The organism is Erythrobacter sp. CCH5-A1, from assembly GCF_001557115.1.
In the GTDB taxonomy this organism is placed as follows: Bacteria; Pseudomonadota; Alphaproteobacteria; order Sphingomonadales; family Sphingomonadaceae; genus Erythrobacter.
The window spans coordinates 1-26,757 of record NZ_LSKQ01000240.1 but is presented as its reverse complement, the minus strand read 5'-3'; the positions used below and the strand labels follow the sequence as shown (position 1 = coordinate 26,757).

At 67.1% G+C, this 26,757-nt stretch carries 28 protein-coding genes and 2 tRNA genes; 16 read left to right on the top strand and 14 right to left on the bottom strand.

Features of this window, described 5'->3' with window-relative positions; all coding sequences use genetic code 11:
• Nucleotides 1-62 precede the first annotated feature (62 nt).
• The 3 genes from AX708_RS15100 to AX708_RS15090 form a co-directional block, all read right to left on the bottom strand.
• Nucleotides 63-851: a response regulator gene (locus AX708_RS15100; protein ID WP_067490368.1), complete on the bottom strand. Its 789-nt coding sequence runs from the start codon at nt 849-851 to the stop codon at nt 63-65.
• Nucleotides 852-1,123: 272 nt separating this feature from the next.
• Complete coding sequence (locus tag AX708_RS15095) at nt 1,124-1,435, bottom strand: hypothetical protein (protein ID WP_066530704.1); 312 nt, start codon at nt 1,433-1,435, stop codon at nt 1,124-1,126.
• Between the two features lies 1 nt (nt 1,436).
• On the bottom strand, nt 1,437-2,600 hold the full coding sequence (locus AX708_RS15090) for a hypothetical protein (protein ID WP_066530735.1): 1,164 nt from the start codon (nt 2,598-2,600) through the stop codon (nt 1,437-1,439).
• 156 nt (nt 2,601-2,756) lie between these two features.
• Between AX708_RS15090 and AX708_RS15085 the strand changes: the two genes are divergently transcribed.
• On the top strand, nt 2,757-3,836 hold the full coding sequence (locus AX708_RS15085) for a fatty acid desaturase (protein ID WP_082745620.1): 1,080 nt from the start codon (nt 2,757-2,759) through the stop codon (nt 3,834-3,836).
• Between the two features lie 16 nt (nt 3,837-3,852).
• On the opposite strand, the gene AX708_RS15080 is transcribed toward AX708_RS15085, so the two are convergent.
• From AX708_RS15080 to AX708_RS15050, 7 genes are all read right to left on the bottom strand, one after another.
• The gene (locus AX708_RS15080) at nt 3,853-4,377 is read right to left on the bottom strand and encodes a GNAT family N-acetyltransferase (RefSeq protein WP_066530701.1); all 525 of its coding nucleotides are present in this window, start codon (nt 4,375-4,377) and stop codon (nt 3,853-3,855) included.
• A complete protein-coding gene (gene lptG, locus AX708_RS15075) occupies nt 4,374-5,483 on the bottom strand; it encodes an LPS export ABC transporter permease LptG (RefSeq protein WP_066530699.1) in 1,110 nt (369 codons plus the stop codon). The genes AX708_RS15080 and lptG overlap by 4 nt, the downstream gene beginning before the upstream one ends.
• 7 nt (nt 5,484-5,490) lie before the next feature.
• Nucleotides 5,491-6,729 carry an LptF/LptG family permease gene (locus tag AX708_RS15070; RefSeq protein WP_369815637.1) on the bottom strand — a complete coding sequence of 413 codons (1,239 nt, stop codon included), beginning with the start codon at nt 6,727-6,729 and terminating at the stop codon, nt 5,491-5,493.
• Nucleotides 6,730-6,840: 111 nt separating this feature from the next.
• On the bottom strand, nt 6,841-7,347 hold the full coding sequence (locus AX708_RS15065) for a DUF427 domain-containing protein (protein ID WP_066530696.1): 507 nt from the start codon (nt 7,345-7,347) through the stop codon (nt 6,841-6,843).
• Nucleotides 7,344-7,748: an ATP-dependent Clp protease adapter ClpS gene (gene clpS / locus AX708_RS15060; RefSeq protein WP_197426144.1), complete on the bottom strand. Its 405-nt coding sequence runs from the start codon at nt 7,746-7,748 to the stop codon at nt 7,344-7,346. Before clpS ends, AX708_RS15065 begins: the two co-directional genes overlap by 4 nt.
• Nucleotides 7,749-7,934: 186 nt before the next feature.
• Nucleotides 7,935-8,801 (bottom strand): phasin family protein, encoded by an 867-nt coding sequence (locus tag AX708_RS21300; protein WP_066530693.1) that lies wholly within the window; start codon nt 8,799-8,801, stop codon nt 7,935-7,937.
• 140 nt (nt 8,802-8,941) lie between these two features.
• Nucleotides 8,942-10,846, bottom strand: a complete 1,905-nt coding sequence (locus AX708_RS15050) for an alpha/beta hydrolase (RefSeq protein WP_066530690.1) — start codon at nt 10,844-10,846, stop codon at nt 8,942-8,944.
• A 161-nt stretch (nt 10,847-11,007) separates the two neighbouring features.
• Between AX708_RS15050 and AX708_RS15045 the strand changes: the two genes are divergently transcribed.
• From AX708_RS15045 to AX708_RS15015, 7 genes are all read left to right on the top strand, one after another.
• A complete protein-coding gene (locus AX708_RS15045) occupies nt 11,008-12,207 on the top strand; it encodes an LL-diaminopimelate aminotransferase (RefSeq protein ID WP_066530688.1) in 1,200 nt (399 codons plus the stop codon).
• Nucleotides 12,208-12,313: 106 nt separating this feature from the next.
• Entirely contained in the window at nt 12,314-12,916 is a 603-nt protein-coding gene (locus tag AX708_RS15040) for a hypothetical protein (protein ID WP_066530687.1), read from the top strand.
• Nucleotides 12,917-12,941: 25 nt separating this feature from the next.
• Nucleotides 12,942-13,298, top strand: coding sequence for a hypothetical protein (locus tag AX708_RS15035; protein ID WP_066530686.1), 357 nt, complete (start codon nt 12,942-12,944; stop codon nt 13,296-13,298).
• A gap of 4 nt (nt 13,299-13,302) precedes the next feature.
• A complete protein-coding gene (locus AX708_RS15030; RefSeq protein WP_066530684.1) occupies nt 13,303-13,812 on the top strand; it encodes a hypothetical protein in 510 nt (169 codons plus the stop codon).
• Nucleotides 13,813-13,858: 46 nt separating this feature from the next.
• Nucleotides 13,859-14,281, top strand: a complete 423-nt coding sequence (locus AX708_RS15025) for a JAB domain-containing protein (protein WP_066530682.1) — start codon at nt 13,859-13,861, stop codon at nt 14,279-14,281.
• Nucleotides 14,278-14,664: a winged helix-turn-helix domain-containing protein gene (locus AX708_RS15020; protein WP_066530681.1), complete on the top strand. Its 387-nt coding sequence runs from the start codon at nt 14,278-14,280 to the stop codon at nt 14,662-14,664. Before AX708_RS15025 ends, AX708_RS15020 begins: the two co-directional genes overlap by 4 nt.
• 74 nt (nt 14,665-14,738) lie before the next feature.
• The gene (locus AX708_RS15015; RefSeq protein WP_066530680.1) at nt 14,739-15,563 is read left to right on the top strand and encodes a crotonase/enoyl-CoA hydratase family protein; all 825 of its coding nucleotides are present in this window, start codon (nt 14,739-14,741) and stop codon (nt 15,561-15,563) included.
• Between the two features lie 12 nt (nt 15,564-15,575).
• Here the strand turns inward: AX708_RS15015 and AX708_RS15010 are convergent, their stop codons facing one another.
• Both AX708_RS15010 and AX708_RS15005 read right to left on the bottom strand, forming a co-directional pair.
• Nucleotides 15,576-16,961, bottom strand: a complete 1,386-nt coding sequence (locus AX708_RS15010) for a protein arginine N-methyltransferase (RefSeq protein WP_066530679.1) — start codon at nt 16,959-16,961, stop codon at nt 15,576-15,578.
• A 129-nt stretch (nt 16,962-17,090) separates the two neighbouring features.
• The gene (locus tag AX708_RS15005; RefSeq protein WP_066530673.1) at nt 17,091-17,870 is read right to left on the bottom strand and encodes an acyl-CoA thioesterase II; all 780 of its coding nucleotides are present in this window, start codon (nt 17,868-17,870) and stop codon (nt 17,091-17,093) included.
• A gap of 138 nt (nt 17,871-18,008) precedes the next feature.
• Between AX708_RS15005 and AX708_RS15000 the strand changes: the two genes are divergently transcribed.
• The 8 genes from AX708_RS15000 to AX708_RS14965 all read left to right on the top strand — a co-directional run bounded on the left by AX708_RS15000 (nt 18,009) and on the right by AX708_RS14965 (nt 24,541).
• Nucleotides 18,009-18,082: transfer RNA gene (locus AX708_RS15000), tRNA-Cys, on the top strand.
• A 56-nt stretch (nt 18,083-18,138) separates the two neighbouring features.
• Nucleotides 18,139-18,214, top strand: a tRNA-Thr gene (locus tag AX708_RS14995).
• Nucleotides 18,189-18,890, top strand: coding sequence for a hypothetical protein (locus AX708_RS14990; protein WP_156443426.1), 702 nt, complete (start codon nt 18,189-18,191; stop codon nt 18,888-18,890). Before AX708_RS14995 ends, AX708_RS14990 begins: the two co-directional genes overlap by 26 nt.
• A 262-nt stretch (nt 18,891-19,152) precedes the next feature.
• Nucleotides 19,153-20,205, top strand: a complete 1,053-nt coding sequence (locus AX708_RS14985) for a glycosyltransferase family 2 protein (RefSeq protein ID WP_066530663.1) — start codon at nt 19,153-19,155, stop codon at nt 20,203-20,205.
• Nucleotides 20,192-20,881, top strand: coding sequence for a class I SAM-dependent methyltransferase (locus tag AX708_RS14980; RefSeq protein ID WP_066530661.1), 690 nt, complete (start codon nt 20,192-20,194; stop codon nt 20,879-20,881). Before AX708_RS14985 ends, AX708_RS14980 begins: the two co-directional genes overlap by 14 nt.
• Nucleotides 20,882-20,895: 14 nt before the next feature.
• The gene (locus tag AX708_RS14975; protein WP_066530658.1) at nt 20,896-21,279 is read left to right on the top strand and encodes a GtrA family protein; all 384 of its coding nucleotides are present in this window, start codon (nt 20,896-20,898) and stop codon (nt 21,277-21,279) included.
• On the top strand, nt 21,276-22,856 hold the full coding sequence (locus tag AX708_RS14970; protein ID WP_066530656.1) for a hypothetical protein: 1,581 nt from the start codon (nt 21,276-21,278) through the stop codon (nt 22,854-22,856). Before AX708_RS14975 ends, AX708_RS14970 begins: the two co-directional genes overlap by 4 nt.
• Nucleotides 22,857-22,990: 134 nt before the next feature.
• On the top strand, nt 22,991-24,541 hold the full coding sequence (locus tag AX708_RS14965; RefSeq protein ID WP_066528038.1) for a hypothetical protein: 1,551 nt from the start codon (nt 22,991-22,993) through the stop codon (nt 24,539-24,541).
• Here AX708_RS14965 and AX708_RS14960 read toward each other — a convergent pair.
• Nucleotides 24,523-26,244: an amidohydrolase family protein gene (locus AX708_RS14960; protein ID WP_066528035.1), complete on the bottom strand. Its 1,722-nt coding sequence runs from the start codon at nt 26,242-26,244 to the stop codon at nt 24,523-24,525. The two genes, AX708_RS14965 and AX708_RS14960, sit on opposite strands and share 19 nt — an antisense overlap.
• Before the next feature lie 3 nt (nt 26,245-26,247).
• Entirely contained in the window at nt 26,248-26,655 is a 408-nt protein-coding gene (locus AX708_RS14955; RefSeq protein WP_066528029.1) for an MAPEG family protein, read from the bottom strand.
• Between the last annotated feature and the right edge of the window lie 102 nt (nt 26,656-26,757).

Here is a 26,757-nt window from a genome sequence, read left to right as displayed (position 1 = left end):
TCTTCGGATCGACCAGGCCGTTGTGACCTTTAGCCCCTTCCCCGAGGGGAAGGGGCTAAAGGTCACAACGGCCTGGTCGATCCGAAGAACAGCGCCTGGCTGATCGCCGCCCGCACGGTCGCTTCCTGGAACGGCTTGGTGACGAGATAGGTCGGCTCGGGCCGGTCGCCGGTCAGCAGGCGTTCGGGGTAGGCGGTGATGAAGATCACCGGCATCGTGCCGACGGCGAGGATATCGTCCACTGCATCGAGGCCCGAGGAGCCGTCGGCGAGCTGGATGTCGGCGAGCACCAGCCCCGGCATCGCCTCGGCCACCGCCGCGCGGGCCTGGGTGCGGGTCGCCGCGGTACCGCTGACGGTGTGGCCGAGGCCGGTGACGAGGTCTTCCAGCTGCATCGCGATCAGCGGCTCGTCCTCGATGATGAGCACGCTGGTGGTCTGCTCGCGCTCGATTTCGGCGATGGCTTCGGCGACCAGCGCCTCGACCTCTTCGGGCGTGCGTTCGAGGATGGCGGCGGTCTCGCGAACCGTGAAATCCTCGAGCGTGGTCAGCAGCAGCGCCTGGCGCGCGGGCGGGGTGATCGCGCCCAGGCGCGCCTGCGCGCCGGCCTCGTGCTCGCTTGCCGGATTGCCCGCCGCAGTCGCCGCCGAACCGCTCGCCCAGACCTTGCCGAAGGCGCGGTAGAGCGGCACGCGCCCGCCCGCGAGGCTCTCCATCAGCGCGCCGTCGGCGAGCGCGGCCTCGAGCATCTCGCGCACATAGGCATCGCCGCTCGCCTGCGATCCGGTCAGCGCGCGGGCATAGCGGCGCAGGAAGGGCAGGTGGGCGGCGATCTGGCTTCCGAGGGACATGGACGATCTTTCGCTGGTCTGGATGAGCAACCGACTCGTGCCCATAGCGGTTCCCCGCGCCCCCGTCGCGCTTATCGCGCAAGGTGCTGGATAGGCATGGTTTCCTGCGTAGTTTCCCTAGGGTCAAAAAAATTTCGCGGAAGCCGGGAACCGCTCGCAAGGACGATCATTATCCCCTTGTCACCGCCGAGACCCCCCTCCCGTCCAAGCGGCTGGTGATACGATCCCGAAAGGCCTCCGTTGTTCTGCAACGGAGGCCTTTTTTCGTCGGGCTAGGCCGCGCTGTCCTGCGGCGGCACGCGGTCTGTCTCCCTCAGCCCGCAACTCCTGCAGCGCCGCGGTCCGAAGACCAGCAGCGGGACGATTGAAAAATAGCGGCCGTCGCAGTTGGGACAGCGCGCGACGAGGCCGAGTATCCATGCCGCGATACTTGCCGCAATCGCGATCGCCAATGACGCCGCAATCAGCACAAGCGCGGGCGTGCCTCGCAGATCGAATGCGAAACTACCGAAAACGACCGGGATGGGCTGCAAATAGGCGAGCGTCAGGGCGAGCCTTTGCGTTTCCAGCGTCAGGCCGCGCACGTCAGCCCAACCCCTTCCCATAGATCGCATATTCGCGGTTGATCTTCGACTGGATCGTGTCGGCGATCGCCACCATCCCCTGGTTGTCCTCGAGAATCCAGCCGATCTCGCCGCGCTTCGAGGCGAACTTGGTGCTCGAATTGTGGCGGATCGCCTCAATCATCATGAAGGCGAGCTGGCTGGCAAGGCGGGAGTTGTGGAGCTCCTTGAGCACCCCCATCAGCGGCACGCGCATCCCTGCGCCCTTGGGGAAGTGCAGCCAGCGCAGCATGGTGATCCAGCCGAAGGGAAAGAGCTTGCCCCTGATCTTTGCCAGCGCGTCGTTGAGGTCGGGGAAGGTCAGCATGAACGCAACCGGGCGCCCGTCGAGCTCGGCGATCATGTTGAGCTCCTCCTTGATGATCGGGCGCAGCTTCTTGCCCGCATGGGCAACCTCGGCCGGGCTGAAGGGCACGAAGCCCCAGTTGTCCGACCATGCATCGTTGAGGATGCCGAGGATCGTCGCCACTTCCGCGTCCCAATCGGCCTTGCGCACGCGGCGCACGGTGATCCGTTCGTTCTTGTGACCCGATTGCACGATCCGCTGCACCAGCGGCGGGAAGGGCTTCGAGATGTCGAGATCATAGGTGTAGAGCGTCTTGGCGCGGGTGTAGCCCGCCGCCTCGATCCATCCGGCGTAATGCTCGGGGTGGTGGCCCATCATCACCATCGGCGCGTGATCCTGCCCGCGCACCAGCAGGCCCGGCTCTTCCCAGATCGACAGCGAGATCGGGCCGAGCACGCGGGTCATCCCCTCGCCCGCCAGCCAGCCTTCCGCAGCGGTCAGCAGCGCACGGGCGACGGCCTCGTCCTCGGCATCGAAATAGCCGAAGAAGCCGGTGCCCGGGCCGAAGCCCTGATCGGCCGGCATGGCGAGCGCGAGCTCGTCGATATGCGCCGAGATGCGCCCGACCGGCCTGCCGCCCTGCTTTGCAATGAACAGCTGCACCCGGGCATGACCGAAGAAGGGGTTCTTGTCCGGATCGACCAGCTCGATCTGCTCGGCACGGATCTGCGGGACGAAGTGCTCCAGACGGTCGGAGAACGCCCGGCCGAGATCGACGAAGGCCGCCCGGCCGCGCTTGTCGGTGACCGGCTCGATAACTATCTGTGCTGCACGGGCCATTACATCCGTCACGGCGGCGTCCTCGTATTTGCTCTGGGTCAAGGCGTCTGTGTCGCGCCCGGGCCAATCGTGCAAGCTATCGATCACTCTCACCAACATCCCGCGTTTGGCTTGGCCCCCGATTTGCGGTAGGGCGCGCCCTTGGAAACTGTACGAATGACCATGCACCAGACCATCCCCGCCGCGCCCGTGAAGGCCACCCGCGTCCAGTTCATGGCCGAGGACGACAAGGCGATGCTGCGCGCCGCGCGCGACCTCACCAAGGGGCTGGGCGAGGCCAAGGCGTCGATCTACTGGCCGGACATGCTGGTTTCGGCGGCCGTCGGCTATGCAGGCATCGCGGTGGCGATTGCCTCGGCGAGTGTCGTGGTGAAGCTGGTCGCCGGGCTGGTCGCGGCGCTGGCGCTCTACCGCGCGCTCATGTTCATCCACGAGCTCACCCACATCCACCGCGATGCGCTCCCGGGGTTCCGCACCGCGTGGAACCTGATGGTCGGCATCCCGATGCTCACGCCCTCCTTCATGTATGAAGGCGTGCACGTGATCCACCACAAGCGCACGCAATACGGCACGGTGGAAGACCCCGAATACCTGCCGCTGGCGTTGATGAAGCCGTGGAGCCTGCCGCTGTTCGTGCTGGTGGCGATGTTGCTGCCGGTGGCGCTGATCGTGCGCTTCGGGGTGCTCTACCCGCTCGGCCTGCTGGTGCCGCCGCTGCGCACCTTCGTGTGGGAGCGGTTCTCCTCGCTCTCGATCAACCCGGAATTCCGCCGCCGCGCGCCCGAGGGCGACTTCGCCGGGCGGGTGCGCTGGCAGGAGGCGGGGGCGAGCCTGTGGGCGATGGCCTTGATCGCGAGCGTGTTCGTGTTCGGCTGGGAGCCGCTGGCGACCGCGCTCGCGATCCTCTCGCTCGCCGCGGTGCTCAACCAGCTGCGCACGCTGGTCGCGCACCTGTGGGAGAACGAGGGCGAGGCGATGACGGTGACCGCGCAGTTCCTCGATTCGGTCAATGTCCCCCCGCCGGGTATCGCGGCCGAGATCTGGGCGCCGGTCGGCCTGCGCTACCATGCGCTCCACCACCTGATGCCCTCGATGCCCTATCACGACCTGCCCGAAGCGCACCGGCGGCTTGTCCGCGAACTGGGCACGGGTTCGACCTATGAGGGCGCGAACCATCCGGGGATGCTGACGCTGGTCGGGCGGATCGCCAAGAGCACGATGGGGCGGCGGGCTTAAACCCGCCGCTCCGGCTTCAATCCAGAAAGCAGATCATCGCGCAGCGGCGGTCGGCGGGCAGGCCATCGTCGACCTCGTTCGCGAGCTCGCCCGCAAGGCGGGGGTGCGCATCGAGCGCGGTGACCTCCTCAAAGCCTAGGCGCCCGTAGAAGGGCGCGTTCCACGGCAGATCGCGGAAGGTGGTGAGGGTCAGCGCCCTGAAGCCGGTGTTGCGCGCGTCGATCTGCGCCGCCCGCACCAGCCCCGCCCCGATCCCGCGCCGCCCGAAGCGGGGATGGACGTTCATCTCCCAGATGTGCAACTCGCGGCTGAAGGGCTGGGCGACGAGAAACCCCGCCATCTCCTCGCCGACATGCGCGACGAGGCTGTGCCCTCGCCGGATCAGGCGCTGGAGGTCGGGAATCTCCCACGTATCGTCCGGGTCGAAGCCCTCAAGGCCCGGGTCATGGGTGAACAGGTCTGCCGCCGCACGCTCGATTGCCGGCATCGCCTCTGCATCCTCCGGCCGCGCCAGCCGCAGCGACCACGCGCCCCGGCTCACTCCTCGGTCCGGATCAGCACGGTCTCGCCGACCAGCAGGAACAGCACGAAGGGCGCCCAGGCGGCGAGCAGCGGGGGGTAGCCGCCGAAGCTGCCCATGGCGAGGGCGGCATTGTCGACCACGAAATAGGCAAAGCCCAGCGCCATGCCGATGATCGCGCGCACGAACAGCTGGCCCGACCGGGCAAGGCCGAAGGCGGCGATCGAGCCCAGGAGCGGCATCAGCAGCGCCGACAGCGGCCCCGACAGGCGGTGCCACCACTTGGCGCGCATCTCGTCGGTGTTGCGGCCCGCGGTCTCGTAGGCGTCGATCGATTGCTTCAACTCCCAGAAGCTCTGCGCATCGGGATCGACCGATTGCAGCATGATCCGTTCGGGAGACAGGTTCTGGCCCACCACCAGCGTGGCGGGGCGCTCGGTGATGGCGCCGGCGACATCGAACTTCACTGGCTTCTCGAGCCGCCAGCCGGGCCCTGCATAAGTCGCGCGCGGGCTGCGGATCTGTTCGCGGATGATCCCGCCGGGCGCGCGTGCGTACCAGGTGACGCCGGTCAGCACGATGTTCGCGCCCGTGCCGCTCAGCGTCGCCGCGGACAGGATGTTCTCGCCATCGGTGAGGTAGATGTTCGCGCGCGGCTTTCCGGCGCTGCTGTCCTCGTCGGGGATGGGGCCGTAATCGGCGGCCTCCCACGCCTTCAGCGTCGCGTTGGCGCGGGTCAGGATGCGCTCGTTGAAGCCGAAGCTCACCGCCGCCACCAGCACCGCGGTCAGCAGCATCGGCGCGAGCACCTGATGGGCCGAAAGCCCCGCCGCGCGCATCGCGATCACCTCGCTGTTCGCGTTAAGCGGCCAGAAGGTGAGGAGCGAGGCGAGCAGCACCGAATAGGGCAGGAAGTTCGCCACCAGCTGCGGCAGGCGCAGGCTGGCATAGCGCAGCACCTCGGCCTGGCCGTTGCCGGGTGCGGCGAGGATGTCGCCGGTCTTCGACAGCAGGTCGAGCGCCAGCAGCACCAGCACCAGCATGAACAGCACGGCGATGATCCGCACCACGAAGAGCTTCGCCAGATAGAGCGTCAGCGTGCGCGAGGGGAAGAAATCGAATTGCATCGCGTGATCACTCGGCCGGGGCTGCTTCGGGCGCCGGGTGGTAGGCGCGCGGCGCGCGGCGGCTGAAGAGCTTGGCGAGGCGCTTGCCGAGCTTGGCAAAGGCCATCTCCAGCGCCCCGATTGCCTGCCCGCCCGGCACGTAGGCGACGCGGTAATACATCCACACGATCAGCCCCGCGAACAGCGCGAAAGGCACCCAGAAGGCAAGCATCGGATCGAGCCGGCCGAGCGATGCGACATCCTCGCCGTACTGGTTTACCTTGTGATAGGCGACCACCATGATGATCGAGACGAAGACGCCCAGCGCGCTCGTCGACCGCTTGGGCGGGATCGCGAGGGCCACCGCGAGCAGCGGCATCAGGAACATCATCAGGATCTCGACCAGCCGGAAGTTGAAGCTGGCAACGCTGGCGTCGCGCTGCTGCGGGGCGGTGTCGCGGCTCCAGCCCATCCGCAGGAGCTCGGGGAGGATGTATTCGCGGGTCTGGTCGCCGCGCGCGCGGAACTTCTCGATCGCGGGCAGGTCGATCGGCAGGTCGTGACGGCTGAAGCTCAGCACCCGCGGCGTCTGCCCGCGCATCCCGGTGTCCTGGATGATCGTGCCCTCGGTCAGGCGCAGGATGATCGTGTCGGGATTGTCGCGGGTGGCAAGGAAGGCCCCCTCGCGCGCCGAGATCGAGAGCACCTGTCCCTTGGCGTTGGCGACGCGGGCGAAGATGCCGACCAGCCGGCGGCCCTCGTCCTCGCTTTCTTCGATGCGCAGCGCCATGCGGTCGGCCAGCGTGGTGAATTCGCCGACCTTGATCGAAGCGCCCAGCGCGCCCGAGCGCAGTTCATATTCGAGCTGCTCGTAATAGTAGCGCGAGAGCGGCTGGATGTAGAACACCAGCGCCACGTTGACCGCGACCAGTACCAGCGTGATGAGGTAGGGCATGCGCAGCAGGCGGAAATAGGACATGCCCACGCCGCGCATCGTATCGAGCTCGGAGGAAGTCGCGAGCTTCCTGAAGGCAAGCAGCACGCCGAGCAGCAGGCCCAAGGGAATGGCGAGGCTCGCATACTCGGGGACCAGCGCGCCGAGCATCTTGAAGACGACGCCCACCGGCCCGCCCTCGACCGCGACGAAATCGAACAGGCGCAGCATCTTGTCGAGCATCAGCAGCGAGGCTGCCAGCGCGAAGACGCCGAGCATCGGCACGATCGTGAGCCGCAGGATGTAGCGATCGATGGCGGGGATGAGGTTCAGCAAGGGGCTCGGAATCCGTGGTCGGTTGCGCGCGCGCCGGTCTGCCCTAGCCGCTTCGCGCGAGCGCGTCATGTCCCCAATTGCTAAGAAACGCGCGGGCGCGCGGAGACGTTACCAGAAGCGGCTGTTCGGAATGCCCTTGAACGGCCCCGCCTCGCGCGAAGTCACCCAGCCGCCGTAGAAGCCGCCGGGCTGGGGGGAGACCTGCTCGCCATCGACGGTCACTTCGTCGAAAGGGGCGGCGTAGAAGGCGATGTGTCCGGCAATCCCTTCGAAGCCGCGCGCGGGCGAGGGGTAGGACCAGCCCGCCCCGACCAGCCGCGTATCGCCGATGACCACGTCCCAGTAGCGCGCCATTCCCTTCCATTCGCAGAAGGATTGGCCCGCGTTGGGAACGAGCCGCTCCATCGCGATATCGCTTTGCGGGATGTAATAGGTCGGCGGATGCGATGTTTCGAGCGTGCGCCACGCCGCGCGGGTGTCGGCGAGCACCACGCCTGCGTGGCGGATGCGGATATGGCGGCCTGTCGGCTCGGCCAGCGGCGGGCGGGGATAGTCCCACACGCTTTCCTGACCGGGCCGGACAGGCTCGGGCGCGGGGTGGTGCGGCTGCCTCACGCCTTTTCGAGCGTGCACTGCAGCGGGTGCTGGTTCTGCCTTGCGAAATCCATCACCTGGTTCACCTTGGTCTCGGCGACTTCATAGGTGAAGATCCCGCACACGCCGACGCCGCGCTGGTGGACGTGGAGCATGACGCGGGTGGCCTGTTCCAGGTCCATGCTGAAGAAGCGCTTCAGCACCAGCACCACGAATTCCATCGGGGTGTAATCGTCGTTGAGCATCAGCACCTTGTACTGGCTCGGCTTCTTGGGCTTGGCGCGGGTCTTGGTTGCGACGCCGATCTGGTTCTGCCCGTCGCCATCCTTGCCCTCGTCATCCTCCGCCGCGCGCACGGGGAGCGGCTGCGTAAGGGGCAGCCCGGCCACGGCGGCCGACAGGGAGGGGCGGTATGGGAGCATGCGCCCCCATTATGGGATTCGCTGGCCGAGGTGCAAGCGATTGCGTGGGAATTGTTTGGGGTGGGCCTGCGTAGCGCCAGACAAAGAAAAAGGCCGGCCAGACTTGCGTCTGGCCGGCCGGCGCCTTGCGGCGCGCTCTCGTGGACCGGGTTGGGAGAGAGGAGAGAGGCCCGGTCGGAGAATTCCTTAGGCGGCGGTCTTCACCTTCTCGACCGCGACGCTGACGCGGTTCGAGATCGGGGCGAAGGCGTCGTTGTAGAGCTTCACCCAGGCTTCGGTGCGCTTCGAGCCGAACGAGACCAGCGCGTCGAAGTTGCGACGGGCGATTTCGCCCTGGAGCTGCATGAGCTCGGTCGGCGACTTCACGGCGGCGACCTTCTTGGCGTCTTCAGTGACAGTTTCGATCACGGTCTTGCCGGTTTCGACGTTGTCCTTGAGCAGTTCCTGCGCGCCGGCGAAGAAGATCTTGCCGCTTTCGACGACGGCTTCGACGTTCGCCTTGGTGAACTCGGTCGCTTCGGCGGTGAACTCGGTGCCCTTGGTGTAGGCGGTCTTGGCGCGCGCCTGAAGATCGGCGACGACGTTCTTGGCGGTGGCGGTGATGTCGGCGGTGTTGGCGGTGGTCATGATGCTATCCTTGAGCTTGACGATGGGGTTGGTCTTGGGCGCGGCGGCGGGCTTTTCAGCCTTCGTGGCCAGCACGGGCTTCTTGACCGGGAGCTTGGCGGCAGTCTTGGTCTTGGTGGCCGTCTTCTTGACGGTCTTGGCAGCAGCCTTCTTGGCCGGGACCGCCTTCTTGGCGACCGGGGCCGGCTTAGGCGCGGCGGGGGTCTTCGGAGCGGGCGCAGCCTTCACCGCCTTGGCGGCCGGGGCGGCAGGCTTGGCAGCGGGAGCGGCAGGCTTGGCAGCGGGAGCGGCAGGCTTGGCGGCCGGCACGGCCTTGGCGGCGGCTTCGGCATAGGCCTTCTCGGCAGCGGCATCGATCTTGGCGACAGGCGCCTTGGGCGCTGCGGCAGCCTTCACTTCACCGGTGGTGTTCTCGACTTCGGACATGGCGACCTCGCTTCATGTTGCACTGCACAAAATAGTGAATGCAAGTGCGAAGTCAAGCGCTTTTGTGCAGTGCACAAAAACACTGGGTCACCGGGCAATTTCAGATATTTGGCGCGCGTGGCCCGGCCTTGGAGGGCGAATCAGCGCGTCTTCACATAACGCCCCGGTGCGTCTTCTATGGCTGTGTCGCCCCTGCCGCCCGGCACGCGCTTGCCCTTGGCCGGCACGCGCGCATCCGATTGCCGGTGGAGCCATTCCAGCCAGTGCGGCCACCAGCTGCCGGGATACTCGGTCGCACCCGCGACGAAGTCCTTGAGGCTGGGCGCGGCGCTGTCGCCCACCCAGTACTGGTATTTGCCCGCAGCGGGCGGATTGACCACGCCCGCGATGTGTCCCGATCCTGCCAGCAGGAACTCGGTCGGCCCGGTGAAGTGCCGCGTGATCCGCCACACGCTTTCGGCGGGCGCAATATGGTCCTCGCGGCCCGCCTGCACAAAGCTCGGCGTGGCGACGCGGGTGAGGTCGATCGGCGTCCCGTCGGCTGACAGCGCGTCGGGCACCACCAGCTTGTTGTCGCGATAGAGGTCGCGCAGGTAGGCCTGGTGCCACTTGGCGGGCAGATTGGTGACGTCCCCGTTCCAGTGGAGCAGATCGAAAGCCGGGTAATCCTCGCCCAGGAGGTAATTGTTGACGACGTAGTTCCAGATCAGGTCGCGCCCGCGCAGCGCGTTGAAGGTCGCGGCCAGATAGCGCCCGTCGAGATAGCCCTGGTTCGAAAGCTGCCCGATCATCTCGAGCTGGCCCTCGTCGATGAAATGCTTGAGGTCGCCGCTCTTCTCGAAATCGACCTGCGCGGTGAAGAAGGTGGCGGACTTGACCTTGTCCGCCTCGCCCCGCCGCGCCAGCACCGCGAGCGTCGCCGCCAGCGTGGTTCCCGCCACGCAATAGCCGATGGTGTGGACATGGGGCACATCGAGCCGCGCACGCACATGGTCGATCGCCTCGATCTGGGCGCGGATATAATCGTCCCAAACGACGTCGGCCATGGTCTCGTCGGCGCTCTTCCAGCTGACCACGAAGACGCTGATCCCCTGATCGACCGCCCATTTGATGAAGCTCTTCTTGGGTGTCAGGTCGAGGATATAGAAGCGGTTGATCCACGGTGGGAAGATCACCAGCGGCACTTCCAGCACCTCATCGGTCGAAGGCGAATATTGAATCAGCTGGTAGAGCGGCGTCTCGTGCACCACCTTGCCCGGGCTTGCCGCAAGGTTCTCGCCGAGGCGGAAGGCGTTGGGGTCCGTGTGGGTCAGCTGCCCGCGCTTCAGGTCGTTGACGAGGTGCTGCATCCCGCGCACCAGATTGGCGCCCCGCGTCTCCATCGTGCGCTTCAGCACCACCGGATTGAGCGCGAGGAAATTGTCCGGGCTCATCGCCTCGGCAAGGGCCGAGACCGCGAATTCCAGCTGCTGGCGCTTGTGCCTGTCGAGCCCGTCCATGCCTTTGACGGCCTGGCGGAAATAGTCGGCGAGCATCAGGTAGGTCTGGTGGAGCAGCAGGAAGGCAGGATGTTCGCGCCATGCCGGGTCGGCAAAGCGGCGGTCGGATTTGGGCAGCGCGGCAGCCTCGGGCGCTTCGGCGGCTTTCCCTCCGGTGGCACCAGCGGCAAAGCTCTGTATCACCCCCGACCACAGCTGCATCTGGTCCTGCACGAGCTTGCCCGAAGCCTCGAACATGCCCTTGGGCATCTGGCCGAGCATCGCCTGCGACATCACCAGCCACTGCGCCGGATCGAGCATGTTGGTGCCCTTGGCCGCTTTCTCGGCCGCGGCGGTGGTCTGGTAGGTGGCGAAATCGAGCCACAGCTGCTGGAGCTGTGCGGCGGTGGCGGCCCATTCGGCCATCTCGCCGGCCTCGATGCCCGGGCCGGCGAGCGATTCGCCGCCCTTGCCTGCCAGCATCTCGCGAAAGGCCTCACCCTGCATGTCGAAGAAGCCCTTCAGGCTCTCGCCTGCGGCCGCCAGAGGGTCCTTGTCCTGTGCCATCGCCGCCAATCCGTTCCTTCATCGCCGCCCGTCCGCGATAGTGCAGCTTATCGAGCGCCATCGCAACTTTCCGAAATGGCCCTTCCCACGATCCGAAACTTTAGCCTAGGGAAGGATGCCGCGATGTCATCACGCGCGCGCAAGACAAGGTAATGACGGCCATGAATGACCAGTTCTATCGCATGAAGCGGATGCCCCCGTATGTGATCGCGGAGGTCAATGCCATGCGTCATGCCGCCCGTCTTGCGGGGCAGGACATCATTGACCTCGGCATGGGCAACCCCGACCAGCCCCCGCCGCAGCATGTCATCGACAAGCTGTGCGAGGTGGCGGCCAAGCCCGACGCGCACGGCTATTCGCAGTCCAAGGGCATCCCGGGGCTGCGCCGCGCGCAGGCGGGCTATTACGCACGCCGCTTCGGGGTCGAGCTCGATCCCGATACCGAGGTGGTGGTGACGATGGGCTCGAAGGAGGGCCTTTCGAGCCTCGCCACCGCGATCATCGCGCCGGGCGACGTGGTGCTGGCGCCCAACCCCAGCTATCCGATCCACACCTTCGGCTTCATCATCGCCGGCGCCACGATCCGTTCGGTGCCGACCACGCCCGACGAGCATTACTGGGAATCGCTCGAGCGGGCGATGAGCTACACCGTCCCGCGCCCCTCGGTGCTGGTGGTGAGCTACCCCTCCAACCCCACCGCCGAGACCGTCGAACTGCCGTTCTACGAGCGGCTGGTGGCCTGGGCGAAGGAGAATCAGGTCTGGATCGTCTCCGATCTGGCCTATTCCGAGCTCTATTTCGACGGCAAGCCGACGCGCTCGATCATGGAAGTGCCGGGCGCCAAGGACGTGGCGATCGAATTCACCTCGATGTCGAAGACGTATTCAATGGCGGGCTGGCGGATGGGCTTTGCGGTCGGCAACAAGCAGTTGATCGCGGCGCTGACGCGGGTGAAGTCCTACCTCGATTACGGCGCCTTCACCCCGATCCAGGCGGCGGCCTGCGCGGCTTTGAACGGGCCGCAGGATATCATCGAGAGCAACCGCGAGCTTTACCACAAGCGCCGCGACGTGATGGTCGAGGCTTTCGGCCGCGCGGGCTGGGATATCCCCCCGCCGCCCGCTTCGATGTTCGCCTGGGCGCCGCTTCCGCCGGCGCTGAAATCGATGGGCAGCCTCGAATTCTCCAAGCAGCTCCTGACGCAAGCGCAGGTCGCCGTGGCACCGGGCGTGGGCTATGGCGAGAACGGCGAGGGCTATGTGCGGATCGCAATGGTCGAGAACGAGCAGCGTCTGCGCCAGGCGGCGCGCAACATCAAACGCTACCTCCAGTCGGTCGGGGTCAACAGCTCGGCTGCCTGAGTCACCTGTCGGTTCCCGATGAAATCTCATCCAAAATGGAAGTAATTTCGTCGATTGTAGGTTAGTCTGCAGGTAAATAGGGGGCCACGTTAGCAAGGAGACAGCCATGGCTTCCGGCGCCGCCAAGCGGCTGACCGACAGACAGCGCGCCGTCATGGAACGGATCGATCGCCGCGTCCCGATCAAGGTGATCGCGGCGGAGCTTGGCGTGTCCGAGACCCGCATCAACCAGCATATCCGCGCGCTCAAGGACTTCTACGACGCCGCCAGCCTTGGCGAGCTGGTCGAGAATTATCGCGCCACGCTCAGCCCCGAAGCGGCCGACGCGGCGACCCAGAACGACCGCGAGACTGTTCCGGATACAGAATTGCTGAAGCCCTTCAGCGAACCTGCATACACAAATTCGCAGATTAACGTCCCGACTGATCTGACTGATTTCGGTGGCCGGGACGACCCGGGCCAGCTGGTCCTCAGCGATGCGATGCCTCTCATAGAACAGGCGCCGTGGCTGCAGGCAGGCGAACCGCGGGTGGTCCCCGGAGTGCTCGATGGTGAGCATGCCGTCCTGCTGCGACTGGGGGCGATCGTCGGGATCGCCACCGGCATTCTGGCTTCGGTGATCCTTGTGGTCACGGCCGCGATGACACTCAGCACAGCTACGGAAGGCAAGGCTCAACTCTCCGCGGAAACCAAAGCGGCGGCCGGGTGAGCACCGGTGCTGCTGGAGACCACCGATGGAAGACCGTATCCTTGCCGATGCCTACAATCTGAAGAAGCTCGTGCGCGAGGCGGAGGCGCTTGCCGATGAATCGATCATCGCCATGGCCCGGCTCAAGCAGGCGATGCTCGCCGCCCGCCAGAACCCGGCGGTTGAAGTCCACACCGGCCAGCGCGCGCTGGTCCGCCTGACCGAGGCCGAGAGCTGCGCCCTGTCGATGTCGACCAACCTGCTGCGCGTGCATGACGAACTGAGCAAGGTCGCGCGGGTTCACGCAGGTGGCGATACCGGCATCCCCACGGAGGTTCCGCCGAGCGCAGTCGAAACCCGGTCGGCGCATCGGGAAACCGACGTGGAGCAGGTGATCGCCTGAACCGATGAGCGACTGGCTGGAACTGTTCAACGCATACCGCGCTCCCGCTCAGCATGTAACCGGCTTGCTGCTTGCCGCAGCAATCTGGCGCTGGGGCGGGAGCCCGGAGCGTTGGCTGGCGGCGATGTTCGTCTTGACCATGATCTTGCCGGTCTATCTTGTCCGCCTTCTCGGTTCGCAGGATTTCTTCGTATTCGGCGCCTGGGAAGTCTATTACGTCCTGATCGACGTTGTTGCGGCGATCCTGTTTCTGGGCGTGGCGTTGAATGCCAACCGCAATTACCCGATGGGTATTGCCGCCTTCCAACTGGTCGCGGTGGGGGCGCACATGGTCGACGCGGTCGCGGACAGCGCCTCGCCGCTGGCGATCGCCATTCTGGTCATCGGCCCTTCCTATTTCCAGCTGCTGCTGCTGCTGACCGGCTTCATCCGGCACATCCGGCGCGAGCGACGCTTCGGTCCCTATCGGGCGTGGCGTACTGCCCCGCCCGCGACCGGAGGGTTGACGATATGACGCCGGCCCTGGCTCCTTCCCACCTTGCCCCGAGGAGGGTGCGCCGATGCTGACCCAGGTCCTGTCCCGAAGCGGCGAGGGCGCTGTCTCGCCCGATCAGCGCGCGGCGGCGATGATCGCCTATCTGCGCAGCTTCGTGCTCGCTCCGCCCGCACAATACGAGCGCGGCCATGCGATCTTCCTTGATCGCCACAGCAACTGGCTGGGCGATGCACCCTGCGGGATCGGCACGATGACGACGCTCGCGATCCGGATGCGCGCGCTGCTGGGGGATGCGCTGCGGCATGACGCAGCCGGCATCATCCTCGCGCACAGCCACCCTTCTGGCCATTGCCGCCCGAGCGGCTGCGACATCGCCACCACCCGCCGCCTCGCCCAGATCGCGCTGGCGCTCGACATCGCGCTGATCGACCATCTGATCTTCACCACCGACGCGGTCTACTCGATGCGCGCAGGAGGTCTGCTGTGAACGCGCCGCTCGCGTCGGACCACTTCCCCGGCAACGACATCGCCGGCCCGCGTTTCCGCGAGGCGGGCGAGCTGGTGCTCGACCAGTTCCACTGTGACGGGCGGGTCTTTGACCAGTGGCTCGGCTTGCGCCCGCGCGAATTCGCGCTGTTGTGGCGGCTCGCCGCGCAGCCGGGCGAGCGCCTGTCGGAGCAGCAACTGCACATCGAAGCCTTCCGCATCACGCTCGAACCCGAGCCGGGGGGCGTTTCCGCCGATGTCGCGCGCCTGCGCGGCAAGCTTGCCGCTGCCGGTGTCGGACACCTGATCTGCACCGACGGCGATGGCCGCTACTTCCTCGACGTGCCGCCCGATCACGGCCTCTCGCCTGTGGCTGCGGGATGACGTGCGCCTCTGGACAGGGCGTGGCCGATCGGTCAATCTCGGTGCAAACAAAGAGCTGCGAGGATCTGCCTGCCATGTCTGCCCAAGCCACCGCCACCACTATCGCCAACGATCGTATTGCGATCACGCTGGGCGAGGACGGCGTTGCCGATGTCCGCTTCGTGCGCGCCGAGAAGATGAACGCGCTCGATCACGAGATGTTCGAGCGGATCATCGAGGCAGGCCACGCGCTGCAACGGATGAAGGGCCTGCGCGCGGTGGTGCTCTCGGGCGAGGGGCGGGCGTTCTGCGCGGGGCTCGATCTCTCCAACTTCTCGCGCAAACCCGCGGAGGACGAGCCGCCGCTGACCGAGCGCACCTATGGCAATGCCAACCGCCCGCAGCAGGTGGCGATGCAGTGGCGCAAGCTTCCCGTGCCAGTGATCGCCGCGATCCACGGCGTGTGCTTCGGCGGTGGCCTCCAGATTGCCAGCGGGGCCGACATTCGCATCGTCCACCCCGAGACGCGCCTTGCGATCATGGAAATGAAGTGGGGCCTCGTCCCCGACATGGGCGGCTATGTGCTGTGGCGCGGCCTCGTGCGCGACGACGTGCTGCGCGAGCTCATCTACACCAATCGCGAATTCAACGGCGGCGAGGCGCAGACGCTGGGCCTTGCGACCCATATCGACGAAAACCCGCGCGAGCGCGCCTTCGCGATCGCCCGCCAGATCGCCTTGAAGAACCCCCACGCGATCCGCGCCGCCAAGCGGCTGCAGGCCGGCATGTGGGAGCAGGATGCCAATGCGATCCTGATGGAGGAGAGCATCGAACAGCACGCGATCATGCGCAGCCGCAACCAGGTCGAGGCGGTGATGGCGGAGATGGAACGCAGAAGGCCGAATTTCGACGACGTGTAACTGCCGCCGGCATTACGCAACCGCCGGTTGCGCCCGTGCCGAGGCGATTTCGAGCGGGCGGATGATGAGGGTCGTCCGGTCATGGCCCACCGCAAGATGCAGGACATCGCCGGCCTCCACCGCCAGTGGCTCGGGGAAGGTGTGGAGCACCTGCAGCCAGCCGCCATCGGTGTAGCCATCCGGGTGATTGTCGAAGGTGATTCCTTCGGCAAGGTCGACCTCCATCCACTGGACGATGCCGGCAGCAATGCCATTCGCCGTGACGCGGACGCTGAGCAGTTGCACGTCGCTCGGGTGCGCCTTGGCGGCCAGATCGACGCGCAATAGCTCCACATCGCGCGACAGGCGCTTCCAGTCGGTCATGGTGCCGTGAATCGGCAGCTTCTGCGCGGCAAGCGCGGCGAAGGGCGAGACGTCGAAGCCCGAGACCTTGTCGACGAACACGTAATCGGCCAGCACCGCGCTCTCGACCAGACAGCCGATCGCGGCGGCGGCGCGCGGAATGATGATCGCATCGGGCTTCAGGAGCCGCGCGTGGGCATCCTCGAAGGTATCGATGACGCGTTCGGTCAGCAGGTCGCTCGAGAGGATCTCCGAGACAAGGATATCGGCCCGCTCATCCAGCTGCTCTCCCACCGCCAGCGCGCTCGAGGCGCAGGTGTGGACCGTGACGCTGTCGGCATAGCCATTTTCGGCGATGATACGCCGCGCGGTCTGGGCGATGACCGGCACCATCTCGCAGGCCGTGACCGAGCGCGCCCCTGCGCGCGCCGCCATCATCGAAAGAAGCCCGCTCCCGGTGCCGATATCGAGCACCCGCGCATCGGGCCCCGCGGCCGCGATCGCGGCGACGATCGCCGCCTCGAAGGCATCGTTGCGGCGCGTGTCGTTGAGCATCGGGATATGCCAGAACGGCACGATCTCGGCGCTGAGGCGGCGGATCTGGTGTTCGATGTGGAGGTTGCCCGGCTGGAGCGCGAGCGCGTGGGTGAACTGTTCGAGCGCCTCGTGCTTGCGCCCCGCATCGGCCAGCGTGACGGCGAGGTTGTTGACCGCAACCGCATCTGCAGGGTCCGCCGCCACGGCTTGCTCGAGCGCGGTGATGGCACAATCGAAGCGGCCGTTGCGGGCGAGGATCAGGCCCTTCTCGTGATGCGCGACCGCATGGCCCGGGGAGAGCGCCAGCACCTGGTTCCAGAGCTCCAGCGCCTCCTCGTCCGCCCCGCGCTGGCCGAGGATGCCGGCGAGCACCGGCAACACCTCGGGCAGGCGGTAACCGTGCTCGATAACCATGCGGAAGCGCGGCTCGGCCGCAGCCAGATTGCCGACCCGCTGGAGCAGCAGTGCTTCATGCAGCATGGTGCGGGCAAAGGTGATGTCTTGGGTGGTGCAGGTCATGGTAATCCCCTCTCGCGTGTTGCGTTGCGGTGAGGGGACGGTATTAACCCTTTGCGTTAATTGCCCGTCCGTGCCGGCTAAGGGATTTCCGATGGCACGCTCAACCAAACACCGCCCCGGCTGACTTGGTCAGCCGAACACCGCCACACACTGGATCCCGTCGAGCACCTGCCGCCCCTCCGCATCCCACAGCCGGAGGCGTTCGGAGGAATAGCCTCGGTCGGCGTGCTGGCTGGCGTTCTCGGCCAGATACCAGCCATCCCGCGAGCGGCTTTCGGGGTCGAGCACGTTGAACGACCAGTTGATCGAGCTGATCGGCCCCTGCCGCTGCATCGCCCGCATCGCGCCGGGCGGCATGACGTCACCCATCAGCACCAGCGTGGAGACCGGATCGAGATCATGCGCCTCGGTCAGCCGCGCCCAGCGCCGCACCGTCGCGCCGCGATCGCTGCCCTTGGTCTGGCCGTGGCGCAGCTCGAAATTCCTGGCGACGAAGGCGGGGGCGAATTGGTGGGTGACGACGGCGTTGTCCTCGGGCGGGCCGGGCCAGTCCTCGGGCAGAGCCGCGGAATGCACGGCATTGGCCTCGCGCCCCTCGCCGAACAGCCAGAAGGCGCTCAGCGCGACGCGGCCTTCTGCGATGATCTCGCTGCGCACCTGCGTGACATTGCGGCCCTGGCGGACGATCTCGGCCTTGAGCTCGATGTCCTCGCCCACCGGCGCGACGAAGGCGATCTGCCCGGCGCGCAAGGGCGGCAGGCCCGGGAAGGCGCGCACCGCCATGGTATAGGCCACCAGTGCCGAGGCCCCGCCATAGAGCGTTCTACCCTGCATCCAGTCGGCGGCATGGGTGAGGCGGGCAGGCCCGGGCTGGCCAGTGACGGGTTCGAGGAGGCTCGCAATGGTCATGCCGCAAGCCATGGCGCGCGGCGGCGGCGGCGTCCAGACTGACGTTAGGGAAGGCTGCCCACGCAAAGACGCATTGCCATTGGCCCGCCGAATCGCTAGTGCCCCGCTTCCTTTCGAGGCATAAGCCAAGGAAGGCTCGGCCCGATGGCGGAGTGGTGACGCAGCGGACTGCAAATCCGTATACGCCGGTTCGATTCCGGCTCGGGCCTCCACATTCTTTTGCGATTGCGAACCCGCCCCGCAGGGCTTAGGGCGCGCAAACGGGTATGCCGCTTTAGCTCAGTCGGTAGAGCACATCATTCGTAATGATGGGGTCACGTGTTCGAGTCACGTAAGCGGCACCACTTTTCCTTGCTCTCCCTGGCGCTGGGGCTCTTCGCCCTGCTGGCTGTCGCGGTGCCCTTGGCCGCTGCGGGGGCCGGGGCCTTGTGCGGTACGGGCCGCAATGCCGGCATCTGCTTTGCCTCGGTCGACCGCGGGGGGAAGCTCTCGGGCGCCGACAGGGCGCGGCTCGAAGCCGCAGCGCCGGTTGCGATCGACATTGTCGGCTCGCGCCGCTTCGCCGCGGAACTCGCCGCGTTCCATGCCGCCTTGCCCGCGCGCTGGGTCAAGCAGAACCGCTACTGGCGCGGCTTCGATCCGGTCGCGGCGCCCAAGGCGGTGCGTGCCGCCTTTGCGGGCCTGCACATCGATACCCGGGGCGGCGCGCGGGCGCGGGCTGACGCCAGGTTCGGCGGCAATCTGGCCTATGAGGGCAGCACCGACCCGCGCACCGGCGAGCGCTTCATCCTGCTCAATCGCTACCGGCTGGACCGTCCGGTGGCTGGGCTGGTGAGCACCTATGTCCACGAGGCGTCGCACAAGGCCGGCTATTCGCATCGCCCCGGGCAGACCCCGGACCAGAAATGCGAGCCGCCCTATGTCATGGCGCAGCTCGCGCGCAAGCTGGCCGAGCCCGACAGCTGGGCCAGCTTCGCCGCAAGCAAGAATGCCTGCCGGTTCTGGCGGAAGATGCCGTGAGGCCGGACGCGGCAAGGGAGACTTAACCCCTGTCGTGGTAATCTCGCCGCAGGGCTCTTGCGAAATGTGGCCGCAATGGGGCAAAAACGGTTGCCCCGCGCCCAAACTTCGTTCAATGCCCATACCCGCGCCTCACGGGTTCGGAATCACGAGGCGCGCGCCCTTCGCGCAGGGGCAAGTCCGGGGCAGGTGGCCGGAGTGCGCGACGGATCACGTGTTGCAGCATCGTCGGCACCGCCCAGGCTTCAGGAGGACTGAGAACTTGCAGCTTCCGCACCATCTTCCCGGCTCGATCGAGCTGTCCATCGTCATCCCGGTCTACAACGAGGAGGCCGGGCTCGATGCGCTGATCGCGCGCGTCACCGCCGCCGCGCACGCCGAGTTCGGCGAGCGTTACGAGTTCATCCTCGTCAACGACGGGTCGAGGGACGGCAGCTGGAACGCGATCTGCCAGCACGCCGATCACGATCCCCGCATCGTCGCGATCAACCTGTCGCGCAACCACGGGCACCAGCTGGCACTGACCGCGGGCCTCAATCACGTGCGCGGCGATATCGTGTTCGTGCTCGATGCCGACCTGCAGGACCCGCCCGAACTGCTCGGCCCGATGCTCGAGCAGCTCAGGCAGGGCTATGATGTGGTCTACGGCCAGCGCACCAAGCGCCACGGCGAGACCGCCTTCAAGCGCGGCACCGCATCGCTGTTCTACCGCACGCTCGCCAGCATGGTCGACACCCACATCCCGCGCGACACCGGCGATTTCCGCCTGATGACGCGCCGCGTGGTCGACCAATTGAACGCCATGCCGGAACGCTACCGCTTCATCCGCGGCCTCGTCAGCTATATCGGCTTCAACCAGATCGCCTTCCCCTACGAGCGTGACGCGCGCTTCGCCGGGGAGACCAACTACCCCTTGCGCAAGATGCTGGCGCTGGCGGTGGATGCAGTGACGAGCTTCTCGGTCGTCCCGCTGCGCTTTGCCTCGCACCTCGGCATGCTGTTCGGGCTGGCGGGGCTTGTCTCGCTCGTCGGCATCCTGTGGTCGTGGCTGGCGGGCGGCACGGTGCAGGGCTGGGCGAGCCTTGCGGCGCTGACGCTCATCATGGGTTCGGTGCAGCTGCTGGTGCTCGGTGTGTTCGGCGAATATCTCGGCCGCATGTACATGGAGGGCAAGAGCCGTCCGCTGTTCATCATCTCCGAGGTGCGCCGCCATCCGATCGCCGCCAACGAGGAGCCGGCCGAGGCCGTGACGGCCGGTGCCGAGGGCGGGATCAGCGACACCAAGCTTGGCGAGGGCATCCGTGTCGCAGGCTGAATTCGACGCTTACGTTGACGAGTACGACGCCCAGCACGCCCAATCGGTCAAGCTGAGCGGGGAGGACCCCGAGTTCTTCGCCGAATACAAGGCGAAGGAGGCTGCGCGTGCGATGGCTGCGGCAGGGATCGCGCCGCAGCGGATCATGGATTTCGGCGCGGGTCGGGGCAACTGCATCGCTCACTTGCAGCGCGAATTCCCCGATGCGGCGCTGACCGCGCTCGACGTGTCCGCGCGCTCGCTGACGCATTGCGCCGCGCGCGCGATCCGCCCGCTCGAGACGGTGTGCTACGACGGGCAGACCCTGCCGTTCGAGGATGCGAGCTTCGATCTGGTGTTCACGGCCTGCGTGTTCCACCACATTCCGGAAGGCCAGCACATCCGCCTCCTGTCCGAAATCCGCCGGGTGCTCAACCCCAAAGGGCGGTTCATGCTGTTCGAGCACAATCCGTGGAACCCGCTCACCCGGCATGCGGTGGCGACCTGTCCGTTCGATGTGAACGCGGTGCTGATCAGCGCGCCCGAGATGCGCCGCCGCTTCCGTGCGGCGGGGTTTGCCGACGTCGATCTCAAGTGGACGCTGTTCTTCCCGGCTTTCGCTGCGCCGCTGCGCCCGCTTGAGGCCGGGCTCGGCTGGCTGCCGCTGGGCGCGCAATACCGCCTCCTCGCCCGCTGAGAGACACAGGTCCGATGCTTGCCCGCCTGCTGCGTTTCGGGCTCACTGGCCTTGCCAATTCGGCAGTGGGCTGGGCGGTGATCTTTGGCGGGCTGTGGGCCGGGATGAGCGGGCTTGCCGCCAATGCCGCCGGCTACGGCGTGGGACTGGTCCTGTCCTTCACATTGAACCGCCGCTTCGTCTTCGGGGTGACCGGCAAAATCCGCATGCCCGAGGTCCTGCGCTTCCTCGCCGCCTTTGCTTTTGCCTACGGGGTCAACGTGGCGGTGCTGTTTGCTGCGCAGGGCGTGCTCGGTGCGGACAGCGCGTGGGCGCAATTGCCGGCGATCGGGGCCTACATCGTGGTCTTCTTCCTGCTTTCGCAATTCGTCGTCTTCAGAACTGCGGCACCCGAATGATCTCGCCTGCGACCCCGCTCCCCCCCATCGAGCCGCTCGGCGGCCGTCCCGACAAGCCGCCCCTGCTCGATCGCTGGTGGGCCATCGCGCTGGTGTGCCTCATCGCGCTTGCCCCGCTCATGGTGGTGGGGATTGCCCCGCTGACCGATCTCTACGGCCACCTCGGGCGCCACGCGGTGCAGACCGAGCTTGCCCAGCGACCCGGTTTGCAGCCGTTTTTCAGCTACGAGTGGAAGCTGCTCGGCAATCTGGGCGGGGACATTCTGGTCCAGCTGCTGCACCCGCTACTGGGTCTCGAGGGCGCGGTGCGGGCGACGGTGATGGTGACGCAGGCCCTTGGCGCGCTCGGGCTCCTGCTGGTGAGCCGCGAAGTGCACGGCCGCGTCACTCCTTTCGCCATCGCCGCGATCCCGCTGATCTACGGCTTTCCCTTCAACTACGGCTTCATCAACTACACGCTGAGCATGGCGCTGGCGCTGCTCGCCTACGCGGCGTGGCTGCGGCTGCGGCGGACGGCGGGCGAGGGGTGGGCGACCGCGTGGCTCGGCCTGGCCGGGGCGGCGATCTGGGTCGCGCATACCTATGGCTGGGCGTTCCTCGGGCTGCTCGCCGGATCGACCATGCTCGCCGAGGTCTGGGCCGCGCGCACGCATCCGCTGCGCGCCGTCATGCGCATCCTTGCCGCCTGCTGGCCGCTGCTGCTGCCGGTGGTGCCGATGGTGATCTGGCGCGCGGAAAGCTCGGGCGCGGCGGTTTCGGGCTGGGCGTTGGGGTTCAAGTATGTCTGGCTGCTGTCGCCGTTGCGCACCTATTGGCGCGATTTCGACATGGCTTCGTTTGCCGTGATGGTGATGCTGCTCGGCTGGGCGATGGCATCGCGCAGCGTGACGTTCGACCGCAGGGTCGGGACCGCGGCGCTGCTGTGCTTCGCCTTCTTCATCGCCCTGCCCTTCCGGGTGTTCGGATCGGCCTTCGCCGACATGCGGCTGCTGCCCTATGCGCTGGCGCTGGCGCTGGTGGCGATCGGGGCGGGCAAGCAGGACGCGAAGGCCTCGCGCGCGCTGCTGATCGCCGGCGCGCTGGCGCTCGCCTTCTTCGGGGTGCGCATGGCGACCACGACCATCGCCTATGAACGGCAGGACGCGCTGGTGCAGGCCGCGCTTCCCGCGCTGGACAAGATGCCCAAGGGCGCGCGGGTCGCGTTCTTCACGGTCAAGCCCTGCCGCACCCGCTGGGCGCTCGCCCCGCTCGATCACCTCTCTGGCGCAGCGATGGCGCGGCGCGATGCCTTCGTGAACGACCAGTGGCAGCAGCCGGGGGTGAACCCGCTCAAGGTGAGCTATCCGGCGGCCGAGCCCTTCACGCGCGATCCTTCGCATCTGGTGGTGCGCGAGGAGTGCAAGGAGACCCGCTCGCGGGTCAGGCTGTCAACTGCGCTCGCCCGCCTGCCGGGCGCTGCTTTCACCCATATCTGGATCGTCGGCGCGGACCCTGCGAAGGTCACGCCGCCGCCGGGCTTCGTCCGGGTGCGGGATGCGGGAAGCGGCATCCTGTTCGCCAAGCAGCCGGGCGGCTGAACCCGCCCCGTCCTGCCCCCCCTCTGCCGCGCGTGCCGATGAATTCTTAACCATGTTCGGCGTAAGGCTGGGCCCCGGCAGGCCGTTTGCGCTCTGCCGATAGCCGTCCTTCGCACACGGGATCGCCGCCGCGCATGACCGATCATCCTTCCGCCACGCCCGGGGCGCCCGTCGCCGGTCCGCTCGACCGCTGGCCGGTGCTGCTGCTTGTCTGCATCGTGGCGACAATCCCGCTGCTGCTGACCGATTTCCCGCCGCTGACCGATGTCTACGGCCACCTCGCCCGCTATGCGGTGCAGACCGAGATCGCCCAGCGCCCGCTGCTCCAGCCTTTTTTCAGCTATGATTGGCAATTGATCGGCAATCTCGGCGGCGACCTGCTGGTGCAGGCGTTCCACCCGCTGTTCGGCCTCGAAGGCGCGGTCCGGGCGGTGGTGATCCTCACCCAGTTTCTGGGTGCGCTCGGCATCCTGATGGTGGTGCGCGAAGTGCACGGGCGGGTCACGCCGCTCGCCTTCTTCGCGATCCCGCTGCTCTACGGCTATCCCTTCAACTACGGCTTCATCAATTTTGCGCTGAGCATGGCGCTGGCGCTGCTGGCCTTTGCGGCGTGGCTGCGGCTGCGCGCGCGGGGGCGCGATAGGACGGCACTGGTGTGGCTGGGGATTGCGGGCGCAGGGATCTGGGTATGCCACACCTTCGGCTGGACCTTCCTCGGGCTGCTCGCGGGGTCGACCATGCTGGCCGAGGTGATGAGCACGCTGCGCCAGCGCCCGCTTGCGGCGGCAGGCCGCATCCTTGCCGCCTGCTGGCCGCTGCTGCTGCCGCTGGTGCCGATCGTGATCTGGCGCACCGGGGCCGAGGGCACGGGGATCGGCCACTCGGCCTTCTTCTTCAAGATGCACTACCTGGTCTCGCCGCTGCGCACCGAATGGCCGACGCTCGACGTCGCCTCGCTGGGCGTGATCGCGGCGGCGCTGGTGGGGCTGCCGATGCTGGGGCAGGCCTTCACGCTCGACCTGCGCCTGCGGATCGCCGCGCTGCTGTGCTTCGCCTGCTATTTCCTGATGCCGACCCAGATCTTCGAATCCGCCTTCGCCGACATGCGGCTGGTGCCCTATGCCTTCATGCTGGGCCTGCTCGCGATCGCGCCCGACCACCGGATCGCGCCGGGGATGCTGCGCGCGGTGACGGTGATCGCCATCGCCTTCTGCCTGGGCCGGCTCGCGATTGTGGGCGCGGCCTATGTCGAACAGGACCGCCGCATCAACGCGACGCTCCCGGCGCTCGATCATATTCCCCAAGGCGCGAAGGTGGCGTTCTTCGTGGTCAAGCCCTGCATTGCCCCGTGGCCGCTGCCGGTGCTCGACCATGTCGGCGCGCTGGCGCTGGTGCGGCGCAATGCCTTCGTCAACGACCAGTGGCAGCGCCCGGGGCTCAATCTGCTGAGGGTGCGCCTGCCGGCTGCGGGAGCCTTCGCGCACGACCCCTCGCAGCTGGTGCTGCGCGACGATTGCCCGGTGGGCACGCGGCCCCCGCTGTCGCAGGCGCTCGCCGCCATGCCGCGCGGGGTCTTCACCCATATCTGGATCGTGGGCGAGGTCCCCGGCAGGATCACCCCGCCGCCGGGCTTCGTGGAAGTGCCCGGCGCGGGGAGCGGGCGGCTTTACGCCGCCGCGCGGTAGCCGCTGCCGCGCACCAGCTGGCCCGGGCGCGCGCCGGTGCTCTGGTCGAAGCGGCGGATGATCTGGCCTGCGACGATGGTCGCCTCGTAGCCGGTCGCGCGCTGGTGCAACCGGCGGCCCCCGGCGGGAAGATCGCGCACGACTTCGGGCAGGTGCAGGGCAAGGCCATCAAGGTCGATTACATTGAGATCGGCCCTGCCGCCGACGTTAAGCGTCCCCCGGTCGGTGAAGCCCACCGCCCGCGCAGCCTTGGCGCCCAGCATGTGCACCGCCTCGGCGAGCCCCAGCTTCAGCGGCCCGTCCTTCTGCACGAACTGGGTGAGCAGATAGGTCGAATAGCTCGCATCACAGATCGCCCCGTAATGCGCCCCGCCATCGCCGAGGCCGGGGACGCAATGCGGGTGGCGCAGCATCTCGTGCGCGCTGGCGAGGCTGGCGTTCTCGTAATTGCCGAGCGCGGCGAGGAACAGCCCGCGGCCCTCGGTTGCCAGCAGCCGGTCATAGGCGACCTCCTGCGGGGTGCAGCCACGCGCCTCGGCCTGGCCCGCCATGCTCATGTGGGCGGGCGGAGCGTAATCGGGCGGGTTGTCGAGCGGGAACAGCCAGCGCCAGTTGCGCGCCAGCTCGTTGAAGGGGTGGCCGGGGGTGAAATCCTCCGAAATCAGCGCGGCGCGTAGGGCGGGATCGCGCATGGCCGCCACCTGCTCCGGGATCGAAAGGTGCGCGATCTTCGCCCATGACGGGCACAGCACGAAGGGGTGCACCGTCAGCTCGAGCCCCGCGATCAGCCCGATCGGGCGCGGCATCACCTGCGCGTGGGCGACGCCGCCGCTGGCATTGGTGCGCTCGAGCATTTCGAGAACCCGTCGCCAGCGCGGCGGCGCGTCGTTGCCCGAGGCGAGGGTGAAGGTCGCCGGACGGCCGCTCGCCGCGATCATCCGCTCGATCACCGGATATTCCCGGTCCCACCCCACGAAGGCATCGAGCACCACCTGGAACGTCCCCGCGCCCGCATCGGCCATGCCGCGCCCGATGGCTTCGAGTTCGGCGATGTCGGTGTCGAAGGTCGGGATCGCCTCGCAGTCGGCGGTCTTGTGGATGGAGAGCCGCGAGGTCGCAAAGCCGAGCGCGCCCGCGCGCATCGCCTCGGCAGTGAGGCGGCGCATGCACGCCAGATCGTCTTCGGTCGCAACCTCGCGCGCCGCGCCGCGCTCGCCCATGGCGTAAACGCGCAAAGGGGAGTGCGGGAGATAGGCCGCCACATCGATGTCGCGCTGTCCGGCGGCGACCTTGTCGAGATACTCCGGGAAGGTCTCCCAGTCCCAGTCGAGCCCCTCGGTCATCACCACGCCGGGGATGTCCTCGACCCCTTCCATGACGTTGATGAGCATGTCGTGATCGCTCTTGCGGCAGGGCGCGAAGCCGACGCCGCAATTGCCCATGACGGCGGTGGTGACGCCGTGCGCGGAGGATGGCGAGAGCTCCTCGGCCCAGATGCACTGGCCGTCATAGTGGGTGTGAACGTCGATGAAGCCGGGTGTGACGATCTTGCCCTTCGCGTCGATCTCCTCCGCCCCGCGCCCGCTCACCTGTCCGATGGCCGCGACGCGCCCGCTGCGGATCGCGACGTCGCCCTCGAGCAGATCGCCGCCCGTCCCGTCGGCAATGGTGCCGCCGCGGATCACCAGATCATAGTCTGACATGGCTCAGGCCTCTCCTCCCGCCAGTTTCACGATCCCGCCGATGAGCGAGCCCAAGACGAAGATATAGATCGGCGGCATCGAGATGTAGAGCGGCAGCAGGCGCTTTTCGGGCGCCTTGTGATAGCCCAGCGCGTAAAGCACCCGCATCGGCGGCCAGACGATCCCGATCGCCGCCGCCCAGAGCGGGCTGACGGCATAGGCGAAGAGCCACATCCCGGGCAGGAACAGCACGAGGTGTTCCAAGGTGTTGTGATGCGCGCGCACGTGGCGGACATATTCCTCGGGCCCCTCGTGCGAGGGCGCGGGCACCTTGAACTTCACCCGCGCAAGGCCAGCCTTGAGCAGCGTGAAGTAATAGGCGAGCAGCGCCAGCGCGCTGACGATCACGACATAGATGTAAGGGTCGGTCATTGTCCTGCGCCTCTCCCCAAGCGCTGGCGTGGAGGCTGACGGGGGGAGGGGCGCAGGACAATGACCGACCCTTACATCTATGTCGTGATCGTCAGCGCGCTG